Annotated in this window: 23 protein-coding genes and 1 pseudogene; 6 read left to right on the top strand and 18 right to left on the bottom strand. The window is 40.7% G+C overall.

Going from position 1 to position 19575, the window contains the following annotated elements; genetic code table 11:
* Nucleotides 1–42: 42 nt before the first annotated feature.
* From MKX65_RS03590 to queF, 5 genes are all read right to left on the bottom strand, one after another.
* The gene (locus MKX65_RS03590) at nt 43–549 is read right to left on the bottom strand and encodes a YfiT family bacillithiol transferase (protein WP_340902383.1); all 507 of its coding nucleotides are present in this window, start codon (nt 547–549) and stop codon (nt 43–45) included.
* A gap of 24 nt (nt 550–573) precedes the next feature.
* Nucleotides 574–756, bottom strand: a complete 183-nt coding sequence (locus MKX65_RS03585) for a DUF3934 family protein (protein ID WP_340902381.1) — start codon at nt 754–756, stop codon at nt 574–576.
* Between the two features lie 98 nt (nt 757–854).
* On the bottom strand, nt 855–1658 hold the full coding sequence (locus tag MKX65_RS03580) for a nucleotidyltransferase domain-containing protein (protein WP_340902379.1): 804 nt from the start codon (nt 1656–1658) through the stop codon (nt 855–857).
* A 101-nt stretch (nt 1659–1759) separates the two neighbouring features.
* A complete protein-coding gene (locus MKX65_RS03575) occupies nt 1760–3766 on the bottom strand; it encodes a methyl-accepting chemotaxis protein (protein WP_340902377.1) in 2007 nt (668 codons plus the stop codon).
* Between the two features lie 120 nt (nt 3767–3886).
* On the bottom strand, nt 3887–4384 hold the full coding sequence (gene queF / locus MKX65_RS03570; RefSeq protein WP_119706693.1) for a preQ(1) synthase: 498 nt from the start codon (nt 4382–4384) through the stop codon (nt 3887–3889).
* Nucleotides 4385–4652: 268 nt separating this feature from the next.
* Here queF and MKX65_RS03565 point away from each other — a divergent pair, with 268 nt between their 5' ends.
* A complete protein-coding gene (locus MKX65_RS03565) occupies nt 4653–5033 on the top strand; it encodes a YckD family protein (RefSeq protein ID WP_340902374.1) in 381 nt (126 codons plus the stop codon).
* A 57-nt stretch (nt 5034–5090) separates the two neighbouring features.
* Here the strand turns inward: MKX65_RS03565 and MKX65_RS03560 are convergent, their stop codons facing one another.
* Nucleotides 5091–6083 (bottom strand): Gfo/Idh/MocA family protein, encoded by a 993-nt coding sequence (locus MKX65_RS03560; protein WP_340902372.1) that lies wholly within the window; start codon nt 6081–6083, stop codon nt 5091–5093.
* A 142-nt stretch (nt 6084–6225) separates the two neighbouring features.
* On the opposite strand from MKX65_RS03560, the gene MKX65_RS03555 reads away from it, so the two are divergent.
* Together MKX65_RS03555 and MKX65_RS03550 are read left to right on the top strand one after the other, a co-directional pair.
* Nucleotides 6226–6798, top strand: coding sequence for a TetR family transcriptional regulator (locus MKX65_RS03555; protein WP_160547232.1), 573 nt, complete (start codon nt 6226–6228; stop codon nt 6796–6798).
* Nucleotides 6799–6876: 78 nt separating this feature from the next.
* Nucleotides 6877–7809, top strand: coding sequence for an SDR family NAD(P)-dependent oxidoreductase (locus MKX65_RS03550; RefSeq protein WP_160547233.1), 933 nt, complete (start codon nt 6877–6879; stop codon nt 7807–7809).
* A gap of 43 nt (nt 7810–7852) precedes the next feature.
* Here the strand turns inward: MKX65_RS03550 and MKX65_RS03545 are convergent, their stop codons facing one another.
* From MKX65_RS03545 to MKX65_RS03535, 3 genes are all read right to left on the bottom strand, one after another.
* Nucleotides 7853–8053 (bottom strand): cold-shock protein, encoded by a 201-nt coding sequence (locus MKX65_RS03545; RefSeq protein WP_066052591.1) that lies wholly within the window; start codon nt 8051–8053, stop codon nt 7853–7855.
* A 213-nt stretch (nt 8054–8266) separates the two neighbouring features.
* A complete protein-coding gene (locus MKX65_RS03540) occupies nt 8267–8704 on the bottom strand; it encodes a DUF1284 domain-containing protein (protein ID WP_340902368.1) in 438 nt (145 codons plus the stop codon).
* Nucleotides 8705–8754: 50 nt separating this feature from the next.
* Nucleotides 8755–10086, bottom strand: coding sequence for an oligosaccharide flippase family protein (locus tag MKX65_RS03535; protein ID WP_160547235.1), 1332 nt, complete (start codon nt 10084–10086; stop codon nt 8755–8757).
* A 575-nt stretch (nt 10087–10661) separates the two neighbouring features.
* Here MKX65_RS03535 and MKX65_RS03530 point away from each other — a divergent pair.
* Nucleotides 10662–10784 carry a hypothetical protein gene (locus MKX65_RS03530; RefSeq protein ID WP_340902366.1) on the top strand — a complete coding sequence of 41 codons (123 nt, stop codon included), beginning with the start codon at nt 10662–10664 and terminating at the stop codon, nt 10782–10784.
* 244 nt (nt 10785–11028) lie between these two features.
* Here the strand turns inward: MKX65_RS03530 and abc-f are convergent.
* The 8 genes and pseudogenes from abc-f to safA form a co-directional block, all read right to left on the bottom strand.
* Nucleotides 11029–12444: pseudogene (abc-f, locus tag MKX65_RS03525) on the bottom strand (ribosomal protection-like ABC-F family protein); the annotation flags it as partial.
* Nucleotides 12445–12585: 141 nt separating this feature from the next.
* Nucleotides 12586–12711 carry an RAxF-45 family protein gene (locus MKX65_RS03520; RefSeq protein WP_306663969.1) on the bottom strand — a complete coding sequence of 42 codons (126 nt, stop codon included), beginning with the start codon at nt 12709–12711 and terminating at the stop codon, nt 12586–12588.
* 80 nt (nt 12712–12791) lie between these two features.
* The gene (locus MKX65_RS03515) at nt 12792–13424 is read right to left on the bottom strand and encodes a response regulator transcription factor (protein ID WP_340902364.1); all 633 of its coding nucleotides are present in this window, start codon (nt 13422–13424) and stop codon (nt 12792–12794) included.
* Nucleotides 13417–14454, bottom strand: a complete 1038-nt coding sequence (locus MKX65_RS03510) for a histidine kinase (RefSeq protein ID WP_160547237.1) — start codon at nt 14452–14454, stop codon at nt 13417–13419. Before MKX65_RS03510 ends, MKX65_RS03515 begins: the two co-directional genes overlap by 8 nt.
* Nucleotides 14451–15188 carry a cell wall-active antibiotics response protein LiaF gene (gene liaF / locus MKX65_RS03505; RefSeq protein WP_340902362.1) on the bottom strand — a complete coding sequence of 246 codons (738 nt, stop codon included), beginning with the start codon at nt 15186–15188 and terminating at the stop codon, nt 14451–14453. Before liaF ends, MKX65_RS03510 begins: the two co-directional genes overlap by 4 nt.
* A gap of 90 nt (nt 15189–15278) precedes the next feature.
* Nucleotides 15279–15923, bottom strand: coding sequence for a PspA/IM30 family protein (locus tag MKX65_RS03500; protein WP_160547239.1), 645 nt, complete (start codon nt 15921–15923; stop codon nt 15279–15281).
* Between the two features lie 23 nt (nt 15924–15946).
* Entirely contained in the window at nt 15947–16291 is a 345-nt protein-coding gene (locus MKX65_RS03495) for a lmo0954 family membrane protein (protein ID WP_160547240.1), read from the bottom strand.
* Between the two features lie 220 nt (nt 16292–16511).
* Nucleotides 16512–17126: a SafA/ExsA family spore coat assembly protein gene (safA, locus tag MKX65_RS03490; RefSeq protein ID WP_340902360.1), complete on the bottom strand. Its 615-nt coding sequence runs from the start codon at nt 17124–17126 to the stop codon at nt 16512–16514.
* A 121-nt stretch (nt 17127–17247) separates the two neighbouring features.
* On the opposite strand from safA, the gene MKX65_RS03485 reads away from it, so the two are divergent.
* A complete protein-coding gene (locus MKX65_RS03485; RefSeq protein WP_340902357.1) occupies nt 17248–17385 on the top strand; it encodes a hypothetical protein in 138 nt (45 codons plus the stop codon).
* A 184-nt stretch (nt 17386–17569) separates the two neighbouring features.
* Here the strand turns inward: MKX65_RS03485 and MKX65_RS03480 are convergent, their stop codons facing one another.
* On the bottom strand, nt 17570–17797 hold the full coding sequence (locus MKX65_RS03480) for a hypothetical protein (protein ID WP_340902354.1): 228 nt from the start codon (nt 17795–17797) through the stop codon (nt 17570–17572).
* 238 nt (nt 17798–18035) lie between these two features.
* Between MKX65_RS03480 and MKX65_RS03475 the strand changes: the two genes are divergently transcribed.
* Entirely contained in the window at nt 18036–19565 is a 1530-nt protein-coding gene (locus MKX65_RS03475) for an FAD-dependent oxidoreductase (RefSeq protein WP_445677941.1), read from the top strand.
* The last annotated feature ends 10 nt before the right edge of the window (nt 19566–19575 follow it).

Below are 19575 nucleotides of genomic sequence, written 5' to 3'. Positions count from 1 at the left end.
AATAAATAAATACCCGAAAACAGAACCCTTTACTATAAAGGACTACAGCTTTGCATTTGTAATATGGGCAAGATGATGATTTCCATGCCATGCATACAATCCGATATTTTTCTCTACTGACACGAGCCCTGAATCTGGATGGACGAAGGTTCGTTTCATTTCTTCTTCACTCACGCTTTTTAGAAGTGCTACTAATCTTGTGTGGACTGACTCAATAAGTGTTAAAGACACCTCAACCGGTAGCTTCGAATCTTCTAACTCAGCCCATCTCGCTTCCTCATATGGCTTAATAACAGGGCTGGCTTCGGTCAAGGCCAACTTAAAACGAATATAAGCGTTCATATGGCTATCGGCAATATGATGTACCACCTGTCGGATCGTCCACCCTCCGTCACGGTAAGGCGTATCAAGTTGTTCTTCGCTTAAGCCAGAAACAGCTCCTTTTACCTTATTAGGCAAGCTGGCGATTTCCTCTATCCATTGATGTGTTAACGTTCTATTGATGTCTCCCTCAAACTGAAACGTCCCAATCGGGTATCTCTCATCCATCTTTACCCTCTCCCCATCACATCTTTATTTATCTGCTTGGTCCGAAGTTCCTTTCTCCACACCTGAACTAGGACCATGCTTCACACCTTTGCTTTTATATGGCTTTGCATTCTTAGCTTTTTTTGCTCCAGCTTGCCAACGCGTCCAGCCTTTTTTTCCCGTACCTTTGCCTACTCCACTCTTGCTCTTTGCTTTTACTCTCGCCAATTCTAATCACTCCATTGCTATACTATCTTATATTATAGACTAGTTTTAACTTATTGGAGGATCATATGCTGATATTTCACAATTTAAAGTAGACGAACTTACTGCCAAGCTTTCTCTAATAACTCTCTAAAAATCTCATTGAGTAAAGGTGTGGATATGTCTTTTTCACTTGCTTTCATGTTCTTTGTCATGCTTTCCATGTCTTCAATCTCTTGTTGTAGATAGTCGTTAAGAACTTTAATTGGAGGTTCTAACTGGAATGAGTGCTCTTTTCTCGCTTTTTTATGGGCGATTAGTTCTTCAATGGATTGTCTTTCCGGGCCCACAGGAACCAGTTCTTTTACAAGTACCTCAAACTTAATAGGTGGAAAGGTATGATTCAAAATAATCCACTTCCCTGCCAAAATCGGACGAAGAACCGTAAAGTACTTTTTATGATGTACCTCTTCTTCTATAAGGTACGAACGGAAGTTTCTTTTCGCCATACTAACATAATGGTGAATATTGGTTATAGGTGAAAACACCTTCTGTTCGATGGCTAACAACTTTTCAAGAGTAGAATAATTTTCATAGTAAATGATATCAGAATGAAGCCACTCGAAAAATGGCGGATTTGATTTTCGGAACAATCTTAATGCTTTCGTTAGTTCCCATCCACTCATGTCTAATAGTGGATGAACGGGGATAGAAAAGGAATCCTGTGAAGGGAACTCTAGTACATCTCTTCCTTGATCAATGGACAAATACCATTCCTTTGTATGTATATATAGAAATCTCACATCATAATCACTATCCATGGAAGAAAATCCCCAAGCCCGACTTCCCGACTCACATGCGTACAATACTTTAACATCATATTCTCGCTCCATTTGCTGAAGAACTTCTATTATATGTTCCTTCATGAAATCCCTCTTTTCTTTTATCATAATGGGCAGAAAATTGAAAACCAATACTATCCACTAATCGAAAAAAACCGGCAGGAACTCTTCCCACCGGTCTATTGCTATATTTTAAATTTCTTAATCATTTCGGCAAGCTTTGCACTTGCTTCATTTAACTCAATGGCTGATTGTGTGACCAAATCGAGCGCACGAACTTGCTCCTCAGTTGATTCACTTACCTTATCTGAAGCTACTGCAGAGTGCTCTGCAACGGAAGCGATGCTTTGAATTGATGCGACCACATCGTCTTTTAAATCATTGATATGGTCAATATCGCTTCTGATCGATCCGATGGAAGAGACAATCGCATGAATCGTTTGTGAAATATCATTAAACGCAACTTCTGTTTGACCAACAGCCTTGCTTTGTAGTTCTGAAATGGCTACGGTTTGCTCCATTTCCTTCACAACATGCTGTGTTTCTTTTTCAATACTTGAGATCGTTTGTTTGACTTGTTGTGCTGCTTTCGCTGATTGTTCAGCCAGCTTTCTCACCTCATCAGCAACTACAGCAAACCCTTTTCCACTTTCCCCTGCCCTAGCTGCTTCAATACTCGCATTCAAGGCTAGAAGATTCGTTTGATCTGAAATCTCTGTAATCGAATGAATGACTTTTTCAATTTCCTTCACCTTTGAGTCAAGGTTATGAATGACTGTTCCAACACTCTTAATAACCTCATCGCTTTCTATGGCTCGTTGTCTTAAGAAGTTCATTTGCTCCAAGCCTTTTACATTCGTCACTTCGGCTTGCTTGGATAAACCAGTCATTTCATTGACATTATCTTTTACTTTTTCGATTTGTGTAGATAATCCGATTGCCTTTTGGTTTGCACCGTCTACGTCCTGTGCTTGCTGATATGCACCTGTGGCAATCTCTCCTGTTGCTCTTGCTACCTCTTCACTTGCCGCAATCGTTTCCTCTGATACGGCTGTTAAGTTAGAAGCTGAGTCGTTTACACTGTCTACCGATTTTTCTACAGAGGTTATCAGGTCACGCATGTTTTCAACCATAATGTTAAAATGATCGGTCAGTTGACCGGTTTCATCCTTTGATTTGCTCTCCACATGAATCGTCAAATCTCCTGCTGCTACCTCTTGAACTTGCTGATTTAATAGGGTGATTGGCTTTGCGATACTTTTTGATAGGAAATAGGTAATCACAAGACCAATGATAATGGCGATTGCTGCAATGATGAGGATCGCGTCTTGAAGGATTTTGGCGCTTTCTAGTACGTTTTTCGTCTCATATACCATTCCGACCTTCCAGCCTGTTTGGCCGAGTGTTTGGTAGTAGAGTTCGAAATCCGTTCCATCTTCTGTATATGAAGTTGCCCCTTTTTCTCCACTATTCAATTGAGAAAAATAAGATTTTTCACTAACATCTTTTCCTTGATCCTTTGGATGAACTAAAGCTATTCCGCTTTGATCTAATAATAGGGAATAACCATTATAGCCTACTTTTGTCTCTTTGATGATTCCTGATAATCCAGCTAGGCTAAGATCCATCCCAACAACCCCAAGAGTTTCCTTCGTTACGGGATCAACCACAGACTGTGCTACCGTTACGATATATTCTCCTGAGCTTGCATCCTCATATGGATCCGTCCAAATGGTTTCTCCTGAAGATTGAACGGCTGCTGTGTACCAAGGTCTTCCCGTTGGATCAAAATCTGCAGGTAGCTCAATAACAGGGGTAGTCGTAAATTGCTTTGTTTCTGCCCCAACATAGATGGTTGCAGCATTTTGATTGAGGTTCATAAATTCTTGAAAGTCTTTGTCAATTATAGGCCAATAAATGCTTAAGCCATTTTGCTCGTTCGCTTTCACTTGCTTTAAGTAATCAATAACCCGGCTATCTTTACTATAGCGATCAACCGAACTTCCATAAAAATGTAAGTATAAGTCCATATTGCTTTTCAAGCTATCGACTTGAGCACTCGAGCTCGAACTCACACTAGTCAAGATTTCATCTTTCGTTTTAAAAAACGTCACAGCTGAAACCACTAATAAAGTAACAGCAATAAGGATACTGACCGTTAGCATAATCTTGGTTTGTATTTTATTAAACATATCCTCACTCCAACAATGTTTTTTCTTTATATCGTCACAGGTTGAAGAAATTTGAAGGATTTTGTCGAATTTTTAGAAAAAAATAAAAAGCAGAGAATTCAATCTCTGCTTTCATGGTTTTTAGCGATTATCAATCGTCTCTGGATTCAAGTCATGATTCATTAAGCGATAATGGGCCATTTCTTCGTATTTCGTACCTGGCTTGCCGTAATTTGTGTATGGATCAATGGAAATTCCACCTCTAGGAGTAAATTTACCCCATACCTCAATATAGCGCGGATCCATTAACTCAATTAAATCGTTCATAATAATGTTCATGCAATCCTCATGAAAATCTCCATGATTTCTAAAGCTAAACAGGTATAACTTTAATGACTTGCTTTCTACCATTTTCTGATCAGGAATATAGCTAATGTAAATCGTTGCGAAGTCTGGCTGACCTGTTTTTGGACAAAGGCTAGTAAACTCCGGACAGTTAAATTTTACAAAATAATCGCGATTCGGGTGCTTGTTATCAAACGCCTCCAGAATGCTAGGAGAATACTCAAACAAGTACTTCGTCCCTTGATTTCCTAATAAAGTTACGCCTTCTAATTCTTCATCTTTTCTTCCACTCATGAAAAGAACCTCCTATTTAAAAAAATAAAACCATATCCTCGTTTGGATATGGTTGATAGGTATCATCAAAGCCATAGTTTTTTATAGAGGGTTTTGTTCGCTATGAACCTCTCCCGACACACGGGAATATGAATATGTCATCGTTACTATAGTGAATTTCTGTAAAAGTGTCAACGGTTTTTTATTCCACTTGTTTTTAGCAATTCGTGCATATTTAAAGCAAGATTAGGAAAAATTAACCTTCGAATGAAGGAAAGGAGGGATATTAATGAAGAAATTTGTTGGAGTCATGGCTGCATGCTTGCTTTCGATGTCTATCTTTGGTGCCACGTCTTCTTTTGCTGAAGTGGAAAAACCTGAAGATGCTAACAACACCCAAGAAGTGAAATTAACTGACGCTCAAAAGGCAGAACTCGCTAAATTACATAAAGGTATTTTGGAGCAGAAAAAACAACTGATTCAAAAATACGCTGAATTTGGCGTGATCCCGAAGGAAAAAGCGGACAAAATGATTCAGCGCTATGAAGAGCATTACAAAATGCTTGAAGAGAATGGCTTTATTTTTAAAGGACCACACGGTGGATCCGACCGCGGACCACACGGTGGATCCGACCGCGGACCACATCACCAACACAAAAGCGAAGAATAACAACGAAAAACGGACCAGCTGTGAAGTGGCCCGTTTTTTGTTGGGTATTATTCGTGATTATAATCCCTTATTATCCGCTGGGAATTTTACACCAATTTGCTTGCGCACTTCATCCATAATTTCCATCGTTACTAAGGAGTTTTCGTATGTATTAATATTTGATTCCGTCTCGCCTTTTTCAATTAGTTCAATGAATTCCTTTGCTTCATAATACATTGAATTTACTTTTTGTGGAACGGAAAGGTCTACTTTTTCTCCATTTCGGTATTCGAGTATAACCTTTTCTGGCGTGTTCACTTTATCGATCACTAAATTTCCGTCTTCCCCTTGAATTTCAGAAGGAATGCTAGAACTCGTGATTTTTGAGTACATTAACACCGCATCCATATTTTTATAAGTTAAAAGAATACTCCCTTCTCCATCCACACCAGATTCCAGCAAGACACCAGATGCTTTAACGGATAAGGGCTTCCCGAATAGTGCCACGACTGGGTAAATACAATACACACCAATATCCATCAATGCCCCATTCGAAAAAGTAGGGTCAAAGGCATTTAAAATCGTTCCACTTCGATAGGCATCATAACGAGAAGAATACTGGCAATAGCTTGCAAATACACGTCGTACCTGACCGACTTTCTCTAGATTCTCCTGAATCACAGCAAAGTTTGGAACAAAGGTAGATTTTAATGCTTCCATTAAAAGAACATTGTTTTCCTTCGCTGTTTGAATCATTTGTTCCAATTCCACTTTGTTCGAGGCAATCGCTTTTTCACAAATAACATGCTTTCCATGCTTTAATAATAAAATCGCTTGTTCTGCGTGCAAAGAGTTCGGACTAGCAATATACACCGCATCCAGATGTTCACTTTTTGCCATTTCCTCTAGGTTTGTAAAGAAATGCGTAGCCTGGTATTTCTCCCCGAATTCCTTCGCCTTCTCTTCTGACCGTGAATATACGGACGTTAATTGAAAACTTGGCAGTTCATTTGCCGCCTGTAAAAATGATTCGGTAATCCAGTTTGTTCCTATTACACCAAAGCGTATCATTATGTTTCTCCTTTGCCATTAGTATGCTACCATTATCTTCCCTTCTTACGATTTTTTCAACCTTCATCAAAATCTCCTTGCCAACATTAGGAAATACAGGTATTATTTAATTGACCAGTGTTCAATTAATGAGGTGAAATCTTTGTCTCCTAGAAAACCTGCACAAGACGAACTAACCAAAGAAGCGATTATCCATGTTGCTCGTGAATTATTTGTAACTAGTGGCTATCCTTCTTTTTCAATGAGGAAGTTGGCAAAAGAGCTTGGATGTAGCCATGGGGCGATCTACTACCATTTTAAAAATAAAGCGGAGCTTTTTTATGGGATTGTCACTCAAGATTTCCTTACTCTTGATCAAGTACTTGAAGAGGTGCTTTCCACTCCAACTAACTCTAATGAGGAAAAATTGTATTTGATTCTTTTCGAGTACATCCGTTTCGGCCTAACCCATCAGCCTCAATATGAAGTCATGTTTCTGATTAAGGATGAGGAGATTAAAGGCTATCTGCTAGAGGCTCCTAATAAAAGCTATTTGCATTTTGCCAATGCGGTTGCTAGCCTTGCAACCAAGCGACTTTCACCAAAGGAGATATGGTCCTTATTTATTGGGATCCATGGGTTTGTCACGCATTACTGCCGAACCGAAACCACCTTTGAGGACGTGAAACCACTAGCCAAATCACATGTGGAGTTTCTATTAAAAGCATTAAAATAAAATAAAGGGTGGCAGAAGCCTTTTATTTTTACACTTTATTGAACAGTGGTCAATAACGGATAAAAGGAGAGATTTTATATGAAAAAAGCATTGGTATTAGGTGCAACTGGCGGCATGGGATTTGCTTTAGTAGAAGAACTTGTTAGTAGAGGAATCGAAACGATTGCCTTGGCGCGTTCTTCTGATAAACTAGCTCTTTTCAAGCATGATTGGGGTTCGTTAGCAAAGATCAAGGTTGGCGACGTGTTGAATGAGCAACACTTAGGTGAGGCAGTGAAACAGGTGGATCTCGTATTTCACTCTATCAATATTCCTTATGAAAAATGGAATCCTGGCTTATTTCAGATTCTTGAAGCTGTTCTTACTCAGTGTTCCAAACACAAAAAACCCCTCATTTACGTTGATAATATTTATTCTTACGGCAGACAATCATCACCGGTTACAGAACAAACCTCTAGACATCCACATACGAAAAAAGGAAACATTCGCTTACAGCTGCAAAGCAAAATTCAAACATCAAAAGTTCCTTACATCATTGCCTACTTCCCAGATTTCTATGGACCTAAAGCAGAGAGTACCATCCTTCATTACACCTTTAAGCAAATGCTAAAAAAGCAATCAGCTGGTTTTGTTGGAGACACGACCCTTCAACGTGAATTTATTTATACGAAGGACGGTGCAAAAGCGCTTGTCGAACTTGCCTTAAGAGACGACAGTTACAATCAGGATTGGAATATTTCTGGTGTGGGCACGATTTCTGGAGAAGAAATTGCGAAGATTGCCTCTCATTTTCTTGATAAACCTGTGAAGGTAAAAATGATTGGCCGACGGATGATTGCGGCTCTCGGTCTATTAAATCCTTCTATGAGAGAAGTGACAGAGATGATGTACTTAAATGAATCACCTGTCATCCTTGATGGATCCAAGTACGAAACGCTTATTGGACCACTTCCAAAAACACCCTATCAAGTTGGCATTGTCGAAAACTTAAAAGAGTTGGCCAAAAAATAGAAACAAAAAAAGACTCGTAAAGAGTCTTTTTTTCAAGCTTAAATTAAGCTTTGTTTACGTTAGCAGCTTGTGCTCCACGTTGTCCTTGTTCTACGTCAAAAGTAACTTCTTGACCTTCTTCTAAAGTCTTGAAGCCTTCGCCTTGGATAGCTGAGAAGTGAACGAATACATCGTCTCCACCTTCGCGCTCGATGAATCCAAAACCTTTTTCTGCGTTAAACCATTTTACTTTACCTTTTTCCATTGTGAGTTACCTCCTAGTGCCTTGACACCTATAATACTATCCTTGCTCTCATTGATATAAAGAAGTAGTTTCTTACATACCGAACAAAAATAATTCTCTTACATCTTACCATCAATAACTAGTTTTAGCAAACGCATTCAACGTTTATTTTTCGAGTCCTTTTGACATGATTAAACAAATTGAAGCAAAGCTCTACTTTTTTCTACTATAATTTTAGTAGAAATCATTTATTTTTTTTCGAAGCTCTTCTATCCCTTCTTTGCAAACCCCATATGGTAGCCAAGAGCATCCTTTACAAAGATAATCCAAATCGTCAGGAGTGACTTTGGAAGCTGTTAAGGCGACTAGATGTGACTTCAAGTAAGTCTTCTCTTTCTCTAATCCTAAATGGGATAGAACTTTTTCATCCATAGACAAAACATGCTCATTAGATCCTGCACTGGCCTCACATTTTGTGTTCCCTCGATGGGGACAAGCCATACATGCATCATCAAAGGCCGCTACCGTTTTTATCATAAAGTCATCATGATCATTTCTTACTTTTCCTACTATTTCCGTCATTCTTTCAACAAATGTTGGACTATAGCCCCTTCCTCTGAAACCATGAACACAGAGGAGATGATGCCCTCTTAACACCTTTTCTTCTTCCATTTTCTCTTCCTCCTCTCACTCCATTATTCTAGCAAGAAAGGCAATATCCTTTAATGATTTTCTTCCGCCAGTTTTTTTAGAGAGAAATGAGAGATACCGATCTTTTTACAAATCGTTATATAATGCATAAGTGTGAGCAACAGAGCCCCTGTGTTCAGACCAATTAGAACCCCCTCCATCTGAAAGTCGCGGAGTGAGCCAAGCACGTACATAATGGTAAACTGGATAATGGATGACCATACCGTATGATAAAACGCATCCTTCATCAGACCGAGCCCAATCAAGTAAGCCTGCATCGGGATGACAAAGAAATGAAGCAAAAAGTATGGCCAGAGGATTTGCAAATATCCGGAAGCGACCGACGACTCAAAAAACATACTTGTAAGTGGTTCAGCAAAAAAGTAACAGACGAGCATAGCTGGTATTCCGTACAATGCCGTCCCTTTTAGCACCTGCTGCAACAGTCGTTGGAGCCGGTTAAAGTCTCCAATTGCATACGCTTTAGAAACAGTCGGTATCAGCATGATCAACAAAGAATGACCAATAAAAGCTGGGAAAAACCCAATTGTCATCGCTACACCAGTGAGCATTCCAAATTGTTCCGTTGCTGCCTGCTCGCTCACCCCTGCATGTACAAGAGCCATTTTTATAATAAAGGGTTGTACCGCATGAGTTAATGAGTGAAAAATCCGAAGTCCTGTTGTTGGAATGGATACGGCCATCAAGCTCTTTCTTACCTCTTGATTAGGGAGGGCCTCTCTCGGCCTTCTTTTTAGCTCATGATACTGAATAAAAAACGTATGGATTAAATAGAGGACGATGACAAACTCGCTCCCAACAAATGTACAAAAGGCAATAAGAATGGCCGTATCCGTCTGGAATTCGAACAATTGGAAGAGAAAGACGAGCAAACCAAGCTGCACAAGCTTTCGTACCAGCTGTGTCGATGCAATCTTGCTCATTTGCTGTTTTCCCATAAAATACCCACGAGCGATGGAAGAGAATGAAATCATCGGAATCAGTAGGATAACGAGCCAGCGCAAGAGCGGATGATACGTGTCAAATGTCGATATATACGGGAGAATGATCGTGACAGCAGCAAGTAGGACGGAAGTGAAAATAATTGTTAGCTTAATCACATGCTGAAGCATGCTTTGGTGATAGCGGGCATCTTTTTCCGCAATAAACTTAGAAATCGAAACGGGCATCTCAAAGCTTGCTAGCATAATAATTAGGAAAATGGTCGGCAAAATTTGCATATATAAGCCAAGCCCATGCTCCCCTAACTCCTTAGCTAGTACCATATTCGCAATAAACTCTACACACTCACCCATAAAGGTGGCGACAACCAACAATAATGTTCCTTTCATAAATGCACTCATGCTGTCTCTCCTTACATTTAATAGCGTTCACCATACACTATATGAGACAAGTTCTAAGAATATTTTCATTAATTACTTCGGAGGTCGGGATTTGGGGTCAGAAAGAGCAGGTAACTGTATGGATTAAAGGGATTTCGACAGGTGTTGAGGGGTTTCGTACTTAGGAGTCCAAATCCTGGGGTATTCGGACAAAACTTGGTGATATTAGTGCTTGGGAGTCCGTATCCTGGGGGTATTCGGACAAGACTTGGTGGTATTAGCGCTTGGGAGTCCGAATCATGAGGGTATTCGGACAGGATTTGGTGGTATTAGCACTTGGGAGTCCGTATCCTGGGGGTATTCGGACAAGACTTGGTGGTATTAGCGCTTGGGAGTCCGAATCATGGGGGTATTCGGACAAGACTTGGTGGTATTAGCGCTTGGGAGTCCGAATCATGAGGGTATTCGGACAGGATTTGGTGGTATTAGCACTTGGGAGTCCGTATCCTGGGGGTATTCGGACAGGATTTGGTGGTATTAGCACTTGAGAGTCCGAATACTGGCGTTATTCGGACAGGACTTGGTGGTATTAGCATTTGGGAGTCCGAATGCTAGTGGTATTCGGACAGGATTTGGTGGTATTAGCACTTGAGAGTCCGAATACTGGCGTTATTCGGACAGGACTTGGTGGTATTAGCATTTGGGAGTCCGAATGCTAGTGGTATTCGGCCAGGACTTGGTGGTATTAGCGCTTGGGAGTCCGAATGCTGGTGTTATTCGGACAGGACTTGACTGGTATTAGCACTTAGGAGTCCGAATGCTGGCGTTATTCGGACAGGATAGAAAGAAATTACCTTTGGTAGTATGAATCCGATAGTTAAATGCTTACAAGTGTATAATTGCAGATAATATGACAGTCTAATCGATAGTATCGAATGCCAATTAAACTAAAATCCTTTGTTTAAAATTCAAATCCTGATACATCATCTGTGCCAGACGAAGTCGCATTTTTTCCCCACCGCTTAGCTGAGATACCTTGCGAAACACGCTGTGACCATAAAATAGAAAGCGGGCAAGAATATGTCTGGCTTCTCCTTCTGTTAGCTTTATTTCATCTCGAAATAGTTCGATCACCGTTTCGTCCTTTTTATTAGGAAAAATATGCTGTGAAAGATACCCGACTTTCACATTACTTCCAATCTTTACTTCTCCGCTATCCGCCTGCTCTTGCCCGAGAAGCATTTTAATAAGCGTGGATTTTCCCGTCCCATTTTCACCAACCATGGCCACCCTTTCACGGAATTGAATGTGGAGATGCACATCCTGAAATAGCAAATGCTGCCCAAAGGATTTATTTACCCCCTTTATGACCACCACATCCTTGCCACTTCGGTCGGCTACCTCCATCTCCAAATTCATCTTTTTGCGATTCAGAATAGGCCGATCCAGCTTCTCCATTCTCTCGAGCGCTCTTTCCATATTACGCGCACGCTTATGAAGCCCTTCATTCGGCGGATTGGCACGATTGGCCCACTCACGTAGTCTTTTAATGGCTTCTTTCATTTTTTTAATCTTTTTTTGCTGTTCTTCGTATGCTTGAAATTCCTTTAAGAGGCGCTCCTCCTTCTCCTTCACAAAGACCGAGTAATTCCCTATATACGAAGTAATCTCCCCATCCTCTAAATCAAGCATTTTGGTCACCACATCATCGAGAAAGTATCGGTCATGAGACACTATAACAACCGTACCTTTATACTCTTTTAAAAACTGTCCCAGCCACTCGACTGACATCAAATCTAAATGATTCGTTGGTTCATCGAGTAATAAAAGATCCGGTTGCTTTAACAGAAGTTGCGCTAAGCCAATCTTTGTTTTCTCCCCTCCACTTAGTGACTGAAACGATTAATCTAAGAGGTATTGAATAGAAAGGCCATTTGAGATGCGATCGATATTAGCATCCATTTCGTATCCGCCTAAAAGTGTATATTGATCCTGTAACTGTCCGTATTTTTCTATGCATCTTTCAAGCTCCTCTGCAGAAAGATTCGGACTCGCCATCTTCACCTCAAGCTCTTTCATTTGCGTCTCCATCTCTACCAATGAGGCGAATGCCGTTTTTAACACATCTAGGGCCGTTATTTCACTTTGGAAAACAGGAATTTGCTCTAAGTATCCAATTGTCGTCCCTTTTCTCCAATGAATTTGGCCACTATCTGGTATGTCTTCTCCAGCTAATAGCTTAAAAAGAGTTGTTTTTCCACTCCCGTTTCGACCAACGAGTCCGACACGATCTCCTTCATGTATTTCAAGTGATAAATTTTCAAAAATGGTGTTCCCACCAAACATTTTGCTAATGGAATTTACGCTTAAAGTAATCATTATTTAACGAACCTCCGGAGTTTTTTATATACAAAAAAACCATGGGAAAAATCCCATGGCACGAAAAATGTGTACGAAAAAAGAGCGCGGAAAGCCCTCTTTCATCCATTCATTATTTGTGGAAAAGAGATGTTTCACTGTTTAGTTTGCTATGGAATTGCTAAAAAAGGGCAGACTTCTCCCGTTGTTTGCAAAACCAGCAAAAATTGCACGGACGATATACGTATAGTCCATCCAGAATCCGCGCATCAAAACAGCATTTTTCATCTCTTTCCACCTCCGTTTCAGTTCAGTTACCTTCATCATATTCATTCCGGAGCTGAAAAGCAAGAAATTTATGTAAATTTTTACTTTACTAGGTCATGTTTGAATGCGTAAATCACGGCTTGCGTTCGATCTTGTACTTGAAGCTTGCTTAACACATTACTCACATGCGTTTTTACCGTCTTTAGAGCAATAAACAAGTCATCCGCAATTTCTTGATTGCTTTTTCCCTCAGCCATCAACAAGAGGATTTCCATTTCTCGTGAGGTAAGCTCCTCATGCGGTGCTACATCATTTTTTTGACGCATTTTCATCATCATTTTGCCTGTCACCTCAGGTTCAAGAACCGACTGCCCATGATAGGTGGCACGTACGGCATTAGCTATTTCACTAGCCTTTGAGGTTTTTAACATATAACTCGTTGCCCCCGCCTCAAGTGCTGGGTATACTTTTTCATCGTCTAAAAAGCTTGTAACAATGATGATTTTTGCCTCGGGCCATTCTGCAATGATTTGACGTGTTGCTTCAATGCCATCCATTTCCTTCATCACTAAATCCATTAATACGATATCCGGCCTTAATTCTAGTACCATTGGTATCGCTGCTTTTCCGTTATCCGCTTCACCTACAACCTCAATATCTGGCTGTGCCGATAAATACGAAGAAACTCCAATTCTCACCATCTCATGGTCATCCACAAACACGACTCTAATCATTGCTCTCACCCTTCCTCATCAACGGGACCTTCACTTCTAGACGAGTTCCTTTATCTTTTACACTAATAATTTTACACGTTCCACCAATTTCAACGGCACGTTCATACATATTTTGAAGTCCATATGAACCTGCTTTTGATTCTTCCACATCAAAGCCAACTCCATCATCCACTACCCTCATGATGATAAAATGGTCGCGCTGGATGAGTAATACTTCGAGCTCCTTCGCTTTTGAGTGACGAAGGATATTCGAAACCGATTCCTGAAGAATTCGAAAGAGATGATCTTCCACCCCTTTATCCAGTGGAAACTCCTCTACCTTCCATCCTATTTCCATCGTTACTTTTTGTGATAGTTCGACTAACAGCTCTTCAATTCCTTCTTGGAGAGTTTTTCCTTTTAACGGCACTGGACGTAAATGAAGTAGAAGCGCTCTCATTTCCAATTGAGACTGGTGAATCATTTCTTCGACCATCTTCATTTGCTTTGCTTCTCGGTCTTCACTTTCCACCTGCTTGGTCTCATTGATAGCCGACATCATCATCGAAGCGGCAAAGAGCTGTTGACTTACGGAGTCATGGAGCTCTCTAGCTAAGCGATTGCGCTCTTGAGAAATAATTTCTTGAATCCGATTTTCTTGATCCTCTGCCTTCTCATTCGCAAGCTTCTGTGACGCCTTTGCCTGGTCAGCAATTTGCTTCTGGATTTTCCGAACTCTGTGGACAATCGGTTCATAGGAAATCCCATTCTCCATCTGACTTTCGCGCCCTTCCTCGACTTCGTGAAGAAGATCGTCAATCGTTTGCATCTGTTTTCGCCAATAAAACCCCGATCCCAAACCAAACAAAATTCCAATCGCAATACTTACGCTTGGAAGGAAAAAGATAAATGGGATATCCATTAAATCACGTTCCCATAACTCTGACCAATTGTAGACTGGAAAAGCCATGAAAAAAGAAACCGATAAAAAGAGGAAGACTAGTAGAGAGAGCGTAATGCCCCACACAATTTGGCGTTGTACGATACTCATACTCGCTTCACCTCGAGGTCACCCACCAGCATTGAAGTGAATATCTTCACCTTCTGATCCGCTTTCTCATACTCGCTCGTTTGCACATGCAGTCGCTGATTAAATAGCTTATCTCCTGTTACATTCAATATATTACTAGAGCCAGCAAGAACACTGTGATTCACACAAACCTCAACATCGTATGGAACTTGAATCTGAATATTCCCGACTAATCCTCGTACAAATATAATCGTCTCACCTTTTGGTAAAACGGTATAGCTTAGGTCGATGATCGTGTCACCGATTCCCGTTTGTATATTAATATCATTCCACTCATATACATGGTCTTTCGTTCGTTGTTCACCGAAAAAAGTATTATCAAATAAGGGCGTTTTCTTTACGATCGTTTCTGTTTGTGGAGGACTCGATTGTGCTTCGACTACCTCAGGCTGTATTTTTTCTGGGGAACGCTTGGACTTGGCAAATTGAAAAATTAAATAGCCCAATATCCCAAACAAAAAGACTTTAATAGTCATCATATTAAATACACTTAAAATAAAGAAGATCGTTCCTGCCCAAAATAAGAACTTGCCTGATGTTTTTGGCTGGCGCTTCCTCCCAATATAGATCATTCCTGATGCAACAAGGAGGGAGAAGATCAGTCCACGATTAAAGAAAGTGACTTCAAGTAATAACAATACAATTCCAAACATCACGGCCCAGCTGAGAAGATCACTCTTCTTTTTTCCTACCATGTTGATTCCTCCTCTCCTGTCCTATATAGACCTATAGAAGGCGTATGTACTACGCCTTCTAATCTCCACCTTTTACAATACCAGTTTTTTTTATAAAGTAGTAGCTTCTTCTTTTTTCATTTCTTTTTCTAGTTTGGCGATGCGGGCATCGATGGTGTTTCTGTAATAGGAAGTATTTACTTTCTCTTCCATTCGATCAAGGTATGACTCAATTTCTTGAAAGCGCGAAACGGATTGGTTCGAGAGGTTGTCACTGTCTAGCACTTTATTCATTTGATAATGCGCACGAGATAGATTTTCTCTCCCCATTAGTTCCATGCGGCGAATATGCATATCCTTCAACTTATGCTTCATTTCCTCGTATTTTTGCTCTAGCTCTTGCAATTGATTTTCTGTGTATCGAAGGGATTCGCTTAATCGTGCGGCTCTCTCTTCGTATTGAAGTTGCTCTGCACTTGCAAATGTGTAAAGCTCCGTTTCACCTGCATGTTGTGCTACTTCTGCTTGGTATTTTCTTTTTTCAGCCAGTTCCTGCGCTTGCTTCAACTCACGAGTAAACCCATCACGCAACGTATATTGTCTTTCAACTAGCTTTCTTACTTTTTCTGTTTCCACTTCACATTCACGTAAATACTGGTTCAGCATGGCAATCGGATTTTTATTTTCCTTTTTTTCTAGTGCTTCATTTAAATCCGCTACAATCGTGTTTTTTAATCGAGTAAATAAGTTTGACATAAATATCTCTCCTCTTTTTAAAATTAGTTTTTATTTAGTTCAGACCATTGATTTTCAAAGTTTTGAAAAGGGTCATTTGAAACGGTTTCTTTCACTTTGGTTTCGTTAAATTTTTTATAAACAACATAAAGAATATATGCAGCGACAATTCCTACGATCGCCGGTGCGTTAGAGATCGATGCCATCAGGAGAATGAATCCTAAGATACCTAACCCGATTTTCATCCCCGTCGAATCTGTTTTTAAAAACTGCTTAAACACAAAGTACAGAATCGCCACGCTGACCACTAACCCTACCAGTGGACCAAGATTTGCTAATAAAACTAACGCTGCAATGCCTCCAATTAAAAGCAACCCGAATTTTTTCATTTGTTGTTGCCTCCCTTCTTGATATCATCTTACCTAGATTTCGAACTTCTCATAACGAGCTTAAGCTTGATTTACATATACGACTTGAGGCTTAGAGAGTGATAGGACTGGTGGTAAATCACGGGTTTGAGTGGGGTTGTAAGAGGAAAACTCGTCATTTTAGTTGTGGATGGTGAGGAGGTTTCCAAATAAAAAAAGCCGGAGTTTCCCCCGACTTGCCCTACTTCGAAATAAACATTTGTGTCCAGTAATGCTGCTTGGATCCGCCTTGGGCATAACCAACACCAATATGCGTGTAGCCTGAGCTCAGGATGTTTTTGCGGTGACCTTCGCTGTTCATCCATGCTGTCACTACCTCTTGTGCTGTACGCTGACCGGCTGCAATGTTTTCTCCTGCACTACGGTACGAGATTCCGAAGTTTTTCATCATATCAAATGGCGATCCGTATGTAGGGCTTGTATGAGAAAAATAGTTACGGTCTCTCATGTCAGCTGATTTGTAACGCGCCACTCGCGCTAGTTGCCAGTCCGCTACCAGAGGCTTTAACCCATACTTGGCACGTTGTTGGTTTGTCAATTGCACCACCTGATTTTCAATTGACTTTGTCGCATCAAAATCTGGGATATTTACCTTTTGTCCTGGATAGATTAATGCCGGATTTTTAAACTGAGGATTTGCTTGGATGATCTCTGACAATCCCACTTGATAGCGAACAGCAATTTTCCATAAGCTATCTCCCGGTTGGACCGTATACACTTGTTGTGCGAACGAGTTTGTCGGGATAACCACCAATGACAGTAATAGAACGATTCCTAAGAATAGCTTTTTAAGCAAATTTACCACCTCCTAACAATAATAGAATTCATCTTCCTCCTCCAAAAAAATCAAGGAGAATGTTTCCAAATCGGAAAAGATTTATGATCCCCTTCATATAGTGTGTAAAGGAGGGATTTCCATGGGTTTGATGTGGGTAACAACCGTTGGATTCGCTATATGCTTAGGAATTGTTGGTGGTGTGTTTATTTATTATCTAAGAACAGCACTTGATTCAGAGGATGCACATCGAATTGATCCCGCTCCAAAAGAAGAATAGAAATCAGTGGCTCGGATCTCTCCCGGGTCACTTTTTTTATTTCCTTTGACAACCTGGACAATAAAAACATTTTCTTGAGGATACCTCTTCAAAGCAAATCGTTTCTCCGCACCTCCCACACGATTCCCCTTCACGATCGTACACAAAGCAATGATCATTATATCCCCCCGTAAAGGTATCGCCTTTATATAAAGGCTGATCCATATAGCCTTAAATCAAGCCAGGCTTTATACGTTAAATGGCCATTCAACGGTTCAGGACCTAAATCAGACAGCTCCTTTTCAAGCTCCCCTTCTGTTAAAAGATGCAGATAGCCCAGCCTTAACCCAATAAAATACAACTCCATTTCCCCAAAGGAAAGAATCACCTGTTTGGTTCGGTTTGGCTGGTCATTTTCACTTCCTATATACATCCACCCGCCAAGCATTAAGTGCAGCAGTAAGCTGTCTCCCGTACTTAATTTAAAAATACCGGTATGTCTCCATTTCTGGCAATTCAGGCATGGCTGACTCTCCTTAAGTTCGGTTTCTTTTAGTATGTGCAAAACCAAATGGTTCGCTTGGAAAATTGTCCTTTCTTCGATACATATTTCTATCTCAATTGGAAAAATTATGTTCATCTAGAAGATTTGAGGAGGAACGGCTATGTCTATGAAGGACTATGAAATGCCCCGCTTTCCAGAGCCTTATTGGAGAGACATGGATTTACCGATTTACAATTCTTTAATCGAGGATATCCATGTGGATGTGGCTATTGTTGGAGCGGGGATCACCGGTATCACAGCGGGATATCTATTAGCTAAGGAAGGCTTAAAAGTTGCCATTCTTGAAGCTGGGAGGGTTCTAAATGGAACGACTGGTCATACGACGGCAAAAATAACAGCTCAGCATGGATTAATATATAATGAATTGCTCCAAAATTTTGGCGAAGAACGAGCGAAAATGTATTATCAGGGCTCTGCTGACGCTCTTGAGTTTATCAATCAAATGGTAAAAGAACATAGCATCGAGTGCGATTTTTCAACCCAAGAGGCTATTATTTATGCCGTTTCAGAGCAAAAAGCCTATACAGTGGAAGAAGAGGCAGATGCCTATCGTAAGCTAGGCATACGTGGGGAGTTAACAGAAAAACCACTTCCCTTTAATATTAAATCCATGTCTACTCTTGTCATGCCTGATCAGGCCCAGTTCCATCCACTCAAGTACTTGAATGTACTTTTACGTAAATTTATTGAAGCTGGTGGAGTTGTTTACGAAAATGTAACCGCTACAGATGTAGAGGAAGGCTCTCAGCCTCAGGTGGTTTTAAGAAACGGGAAAAAAGTATCCTGCGATCATGTTATTGCAGCGTCTCATTTCCCGTTTGTGGATAAAAATGGTTTTTATTTTACTCGCCTTGAAGTGAAACGCTCTTATATCGTTGCGGTAACCACGCAAAAAGAGTTTCCTGGTGGCATGTTTTATAGTGCCGACTCACCTACTCGCTCGTTAAGGTCTACCCCTCTAGAGAATGGAGAACAGCTTGTTCTTGTCAGTGGTGACGGTCATAAAACTGGACAAGGTGTGGACACCATGAAGCATTATTTGGCGCTAGAGGAGTTTGCTCATGATGTATTCGGTATTAAAGAGTACAAGTACCGCTGGTCTGCTCAGGATCTGATTACATTAGATAAAATTCCTTATATTGGACCGGTTACGGAGAAAAATTCCAATATTCATATTGCTACGGGCTACCGTAAATGGGGCATGACGAACGGGACGCAGGCAGCACTTGTCCTCGCAGATTCGATCCTCGGAAAAGATAATAAATACCGGGACTTCTATGCTCCTCAACGTTTCGATTCCGATCCGGATATCAAAAAATTCATTAAGATTAATGCGGACGTTGCAAAGCATTTGGTCAAAGGAAAGCTTGAGTATGTGGGGAAAGAACCAGGTGAGGTGGAGGTAGATGAAGGAGCAGTGGTGATGGTGAAAGGCGAGCGCGCCGGTGCTTATCGCGATCACGAGGGCTGCCTGCATCTGGTAGACACAACCTGTACTCATCTAGGCTGTGAGGTGGAATGGAATCACGGAGACCGTACATGGGATTGCCCTTGTCACGGATCACGTTTTTCTTATGATGGGGAAGTCGTAGAAGGTCCTGCGAATAAACCACTTAAAAAAGTGGAATTGGATTAAAAACTGGCCG

This window comes from Robertmurraya sp. FSL R5-0851, from assembly GCF_038002965.1.
GTDB classification, from domain to species: domain Bacteria; phylum Bacillota; class Bacilli; order Bacillales; family Cytobacillaceae; genus Robertmurraya_A; species Robertmurraya_A beringensis.
The sequence above is the reverse complement of the archived record's forward strand: the minus strand, read 5'-3'. Positions and strand labels throughout refer to the sequence as shown.

What these genes read in the sequence shown, in the direction of transcription:
- MKX65_RS03590 (WP_340902383.1), bottom strand. Translation starts at nt 549, where the DNA reads ATGGATGAGAGATACCCGATTGGGACGTTTCAGTTTGAGGGAGACATC.
- MKX65_RS03495 (WP_160547240.1), bottom strand. Translation starts at nt 16,291, where the DNA reads ATGAAAAAATTCGGGTTGCTTTTAATTGGAGGCATTGCAGCGTTAGTT.
- MKX65_RS03475 (WP_445677941.1), top strand. Translation starts at nt 18,036, where the DNA reads ATGAAGGACTATGAAATGCCCCGCTTTCCAGAGCCTTATTGGAGAGAC.
- MKX65_RS03550 (WP_160547233.1), top strand. Translation starts at nt 6,877, where the DNA reads ATGAAAAAAGCATTGGTATTAGGTGCAACTGGCGGCATGGGATTTGCT.
- MKX65_RS03545 (WP_066052591.1), bottom strand. Translation starts at nt 8,053, where the DNA reads ATGGAAAAAGGTAAAGTAAAATGGTTTAACGCAGAAAAAGGTTTTGGA.
- MKX65_RS03565 (WP_340902374.1), top strand. Translation starts at nt 4,653, where the DNA reads ATGAAGAAATTTGTTGGAGTCATGGCTGCATGCTTGCTTTCGATGTCT.
- MKX65_RS03480 (WP_340902354.1), bottom strand. Translation starts at nt 17,797, where the DNA reads ATGTATATAGGAAGTGAAAATGACCAGCCAAACCGAACCAAACAGGTG.
- MKX65_RS03500 (WP_160547239.1), bottom strand. Translation starts at nt 15,923, where the DNA reads ATGTCAAACTTATTTACTCGATTAAAAAACACGATTGTAGCGGATTTA.
- MKX65_RS03520 (WP_306663969.1), bottom strand. Translation starts at nt 12,711, where the DNA reads ATGAAAAATGCTGTTTTGATGCGCGGATTCTGGATGGACTATACGTAT.
- MKX65_RS03485 (WP_340902357.1), top strand. Translation starts at nt 17,248, where the DNA reads ATGGGTTTGATGTGGGTAACAACCGTTGGATTCGCTATATGCTTAGGA.
- MKX65_RS03580 (WP_340902379.1), bottom strand. Translation starts at nt 1,658, where the DNA reads ATGAAGGAACATATAATAGAAGTTCTTCAGCAAATGGAGCGAGAATAT.
- liaF (WP_340902362.1), bottom strand. Translation starts at nt 15,188, where the DNA reads ATGGTAGGAAAAAAGAAGAGTGATCTTCTCAGCTGGGCCGTGATGTTT.
- MKX65_RS03560 (WP_340902372.1), bottom strand. Translation starts at nt 6,083, where the DNA reads ATGATACGCTTTGGTGTAATAGGAACAAACTGGATTACCGAATCATTT.
- MKX65_RS03515 (WP_340902364.1), bottom strand. Translation starts at nt 13,424, where the DNA reads ATGATTAGAGTCGTGTTTGTGGATGACCATGAGATGGTGAGAATTGGA.
- MKX65_RS03575 (WP_340902377.1), bottom strand. Translation starts at nt 3,766, where the DNA reads ATGTTTAATAAAATACAAACCAAGATTATGCTAACGGTCAGTATCCTT.
- queF (WP_119706693.1), bottom strand. Translation starts at nt 4,384, where the DNA reads ATGAGTGGAAGAAAAGATGAAGAATTAGAAGGCGTAACTTTATTAGGA.
- MKX65_RS03540 (WP_340902368.1), bottom strand. Translation starts at nt 8,704, where the DNA reads ATGGAAGAAGAAAAGGTGTTAAGAGGGCATCATCTCCTCTGTGTTCAT.
- MKX65_RS03510 (WP_160547237.1), bottom strand. Translation starts at nt 14,454, where the DNA reads ATGAGTATCGTACAACGCCAAATTGTGTGGGGCATTACGCTCTCTCTA.
- MKX65_RS03535 (WP_160547235.1), bottom strand. Translation starts at nt 10,086, where the DNA reads ATGAGTGCATTTATGAAAGGAACATTATTGTTGGTTGTCGCCACCTTT.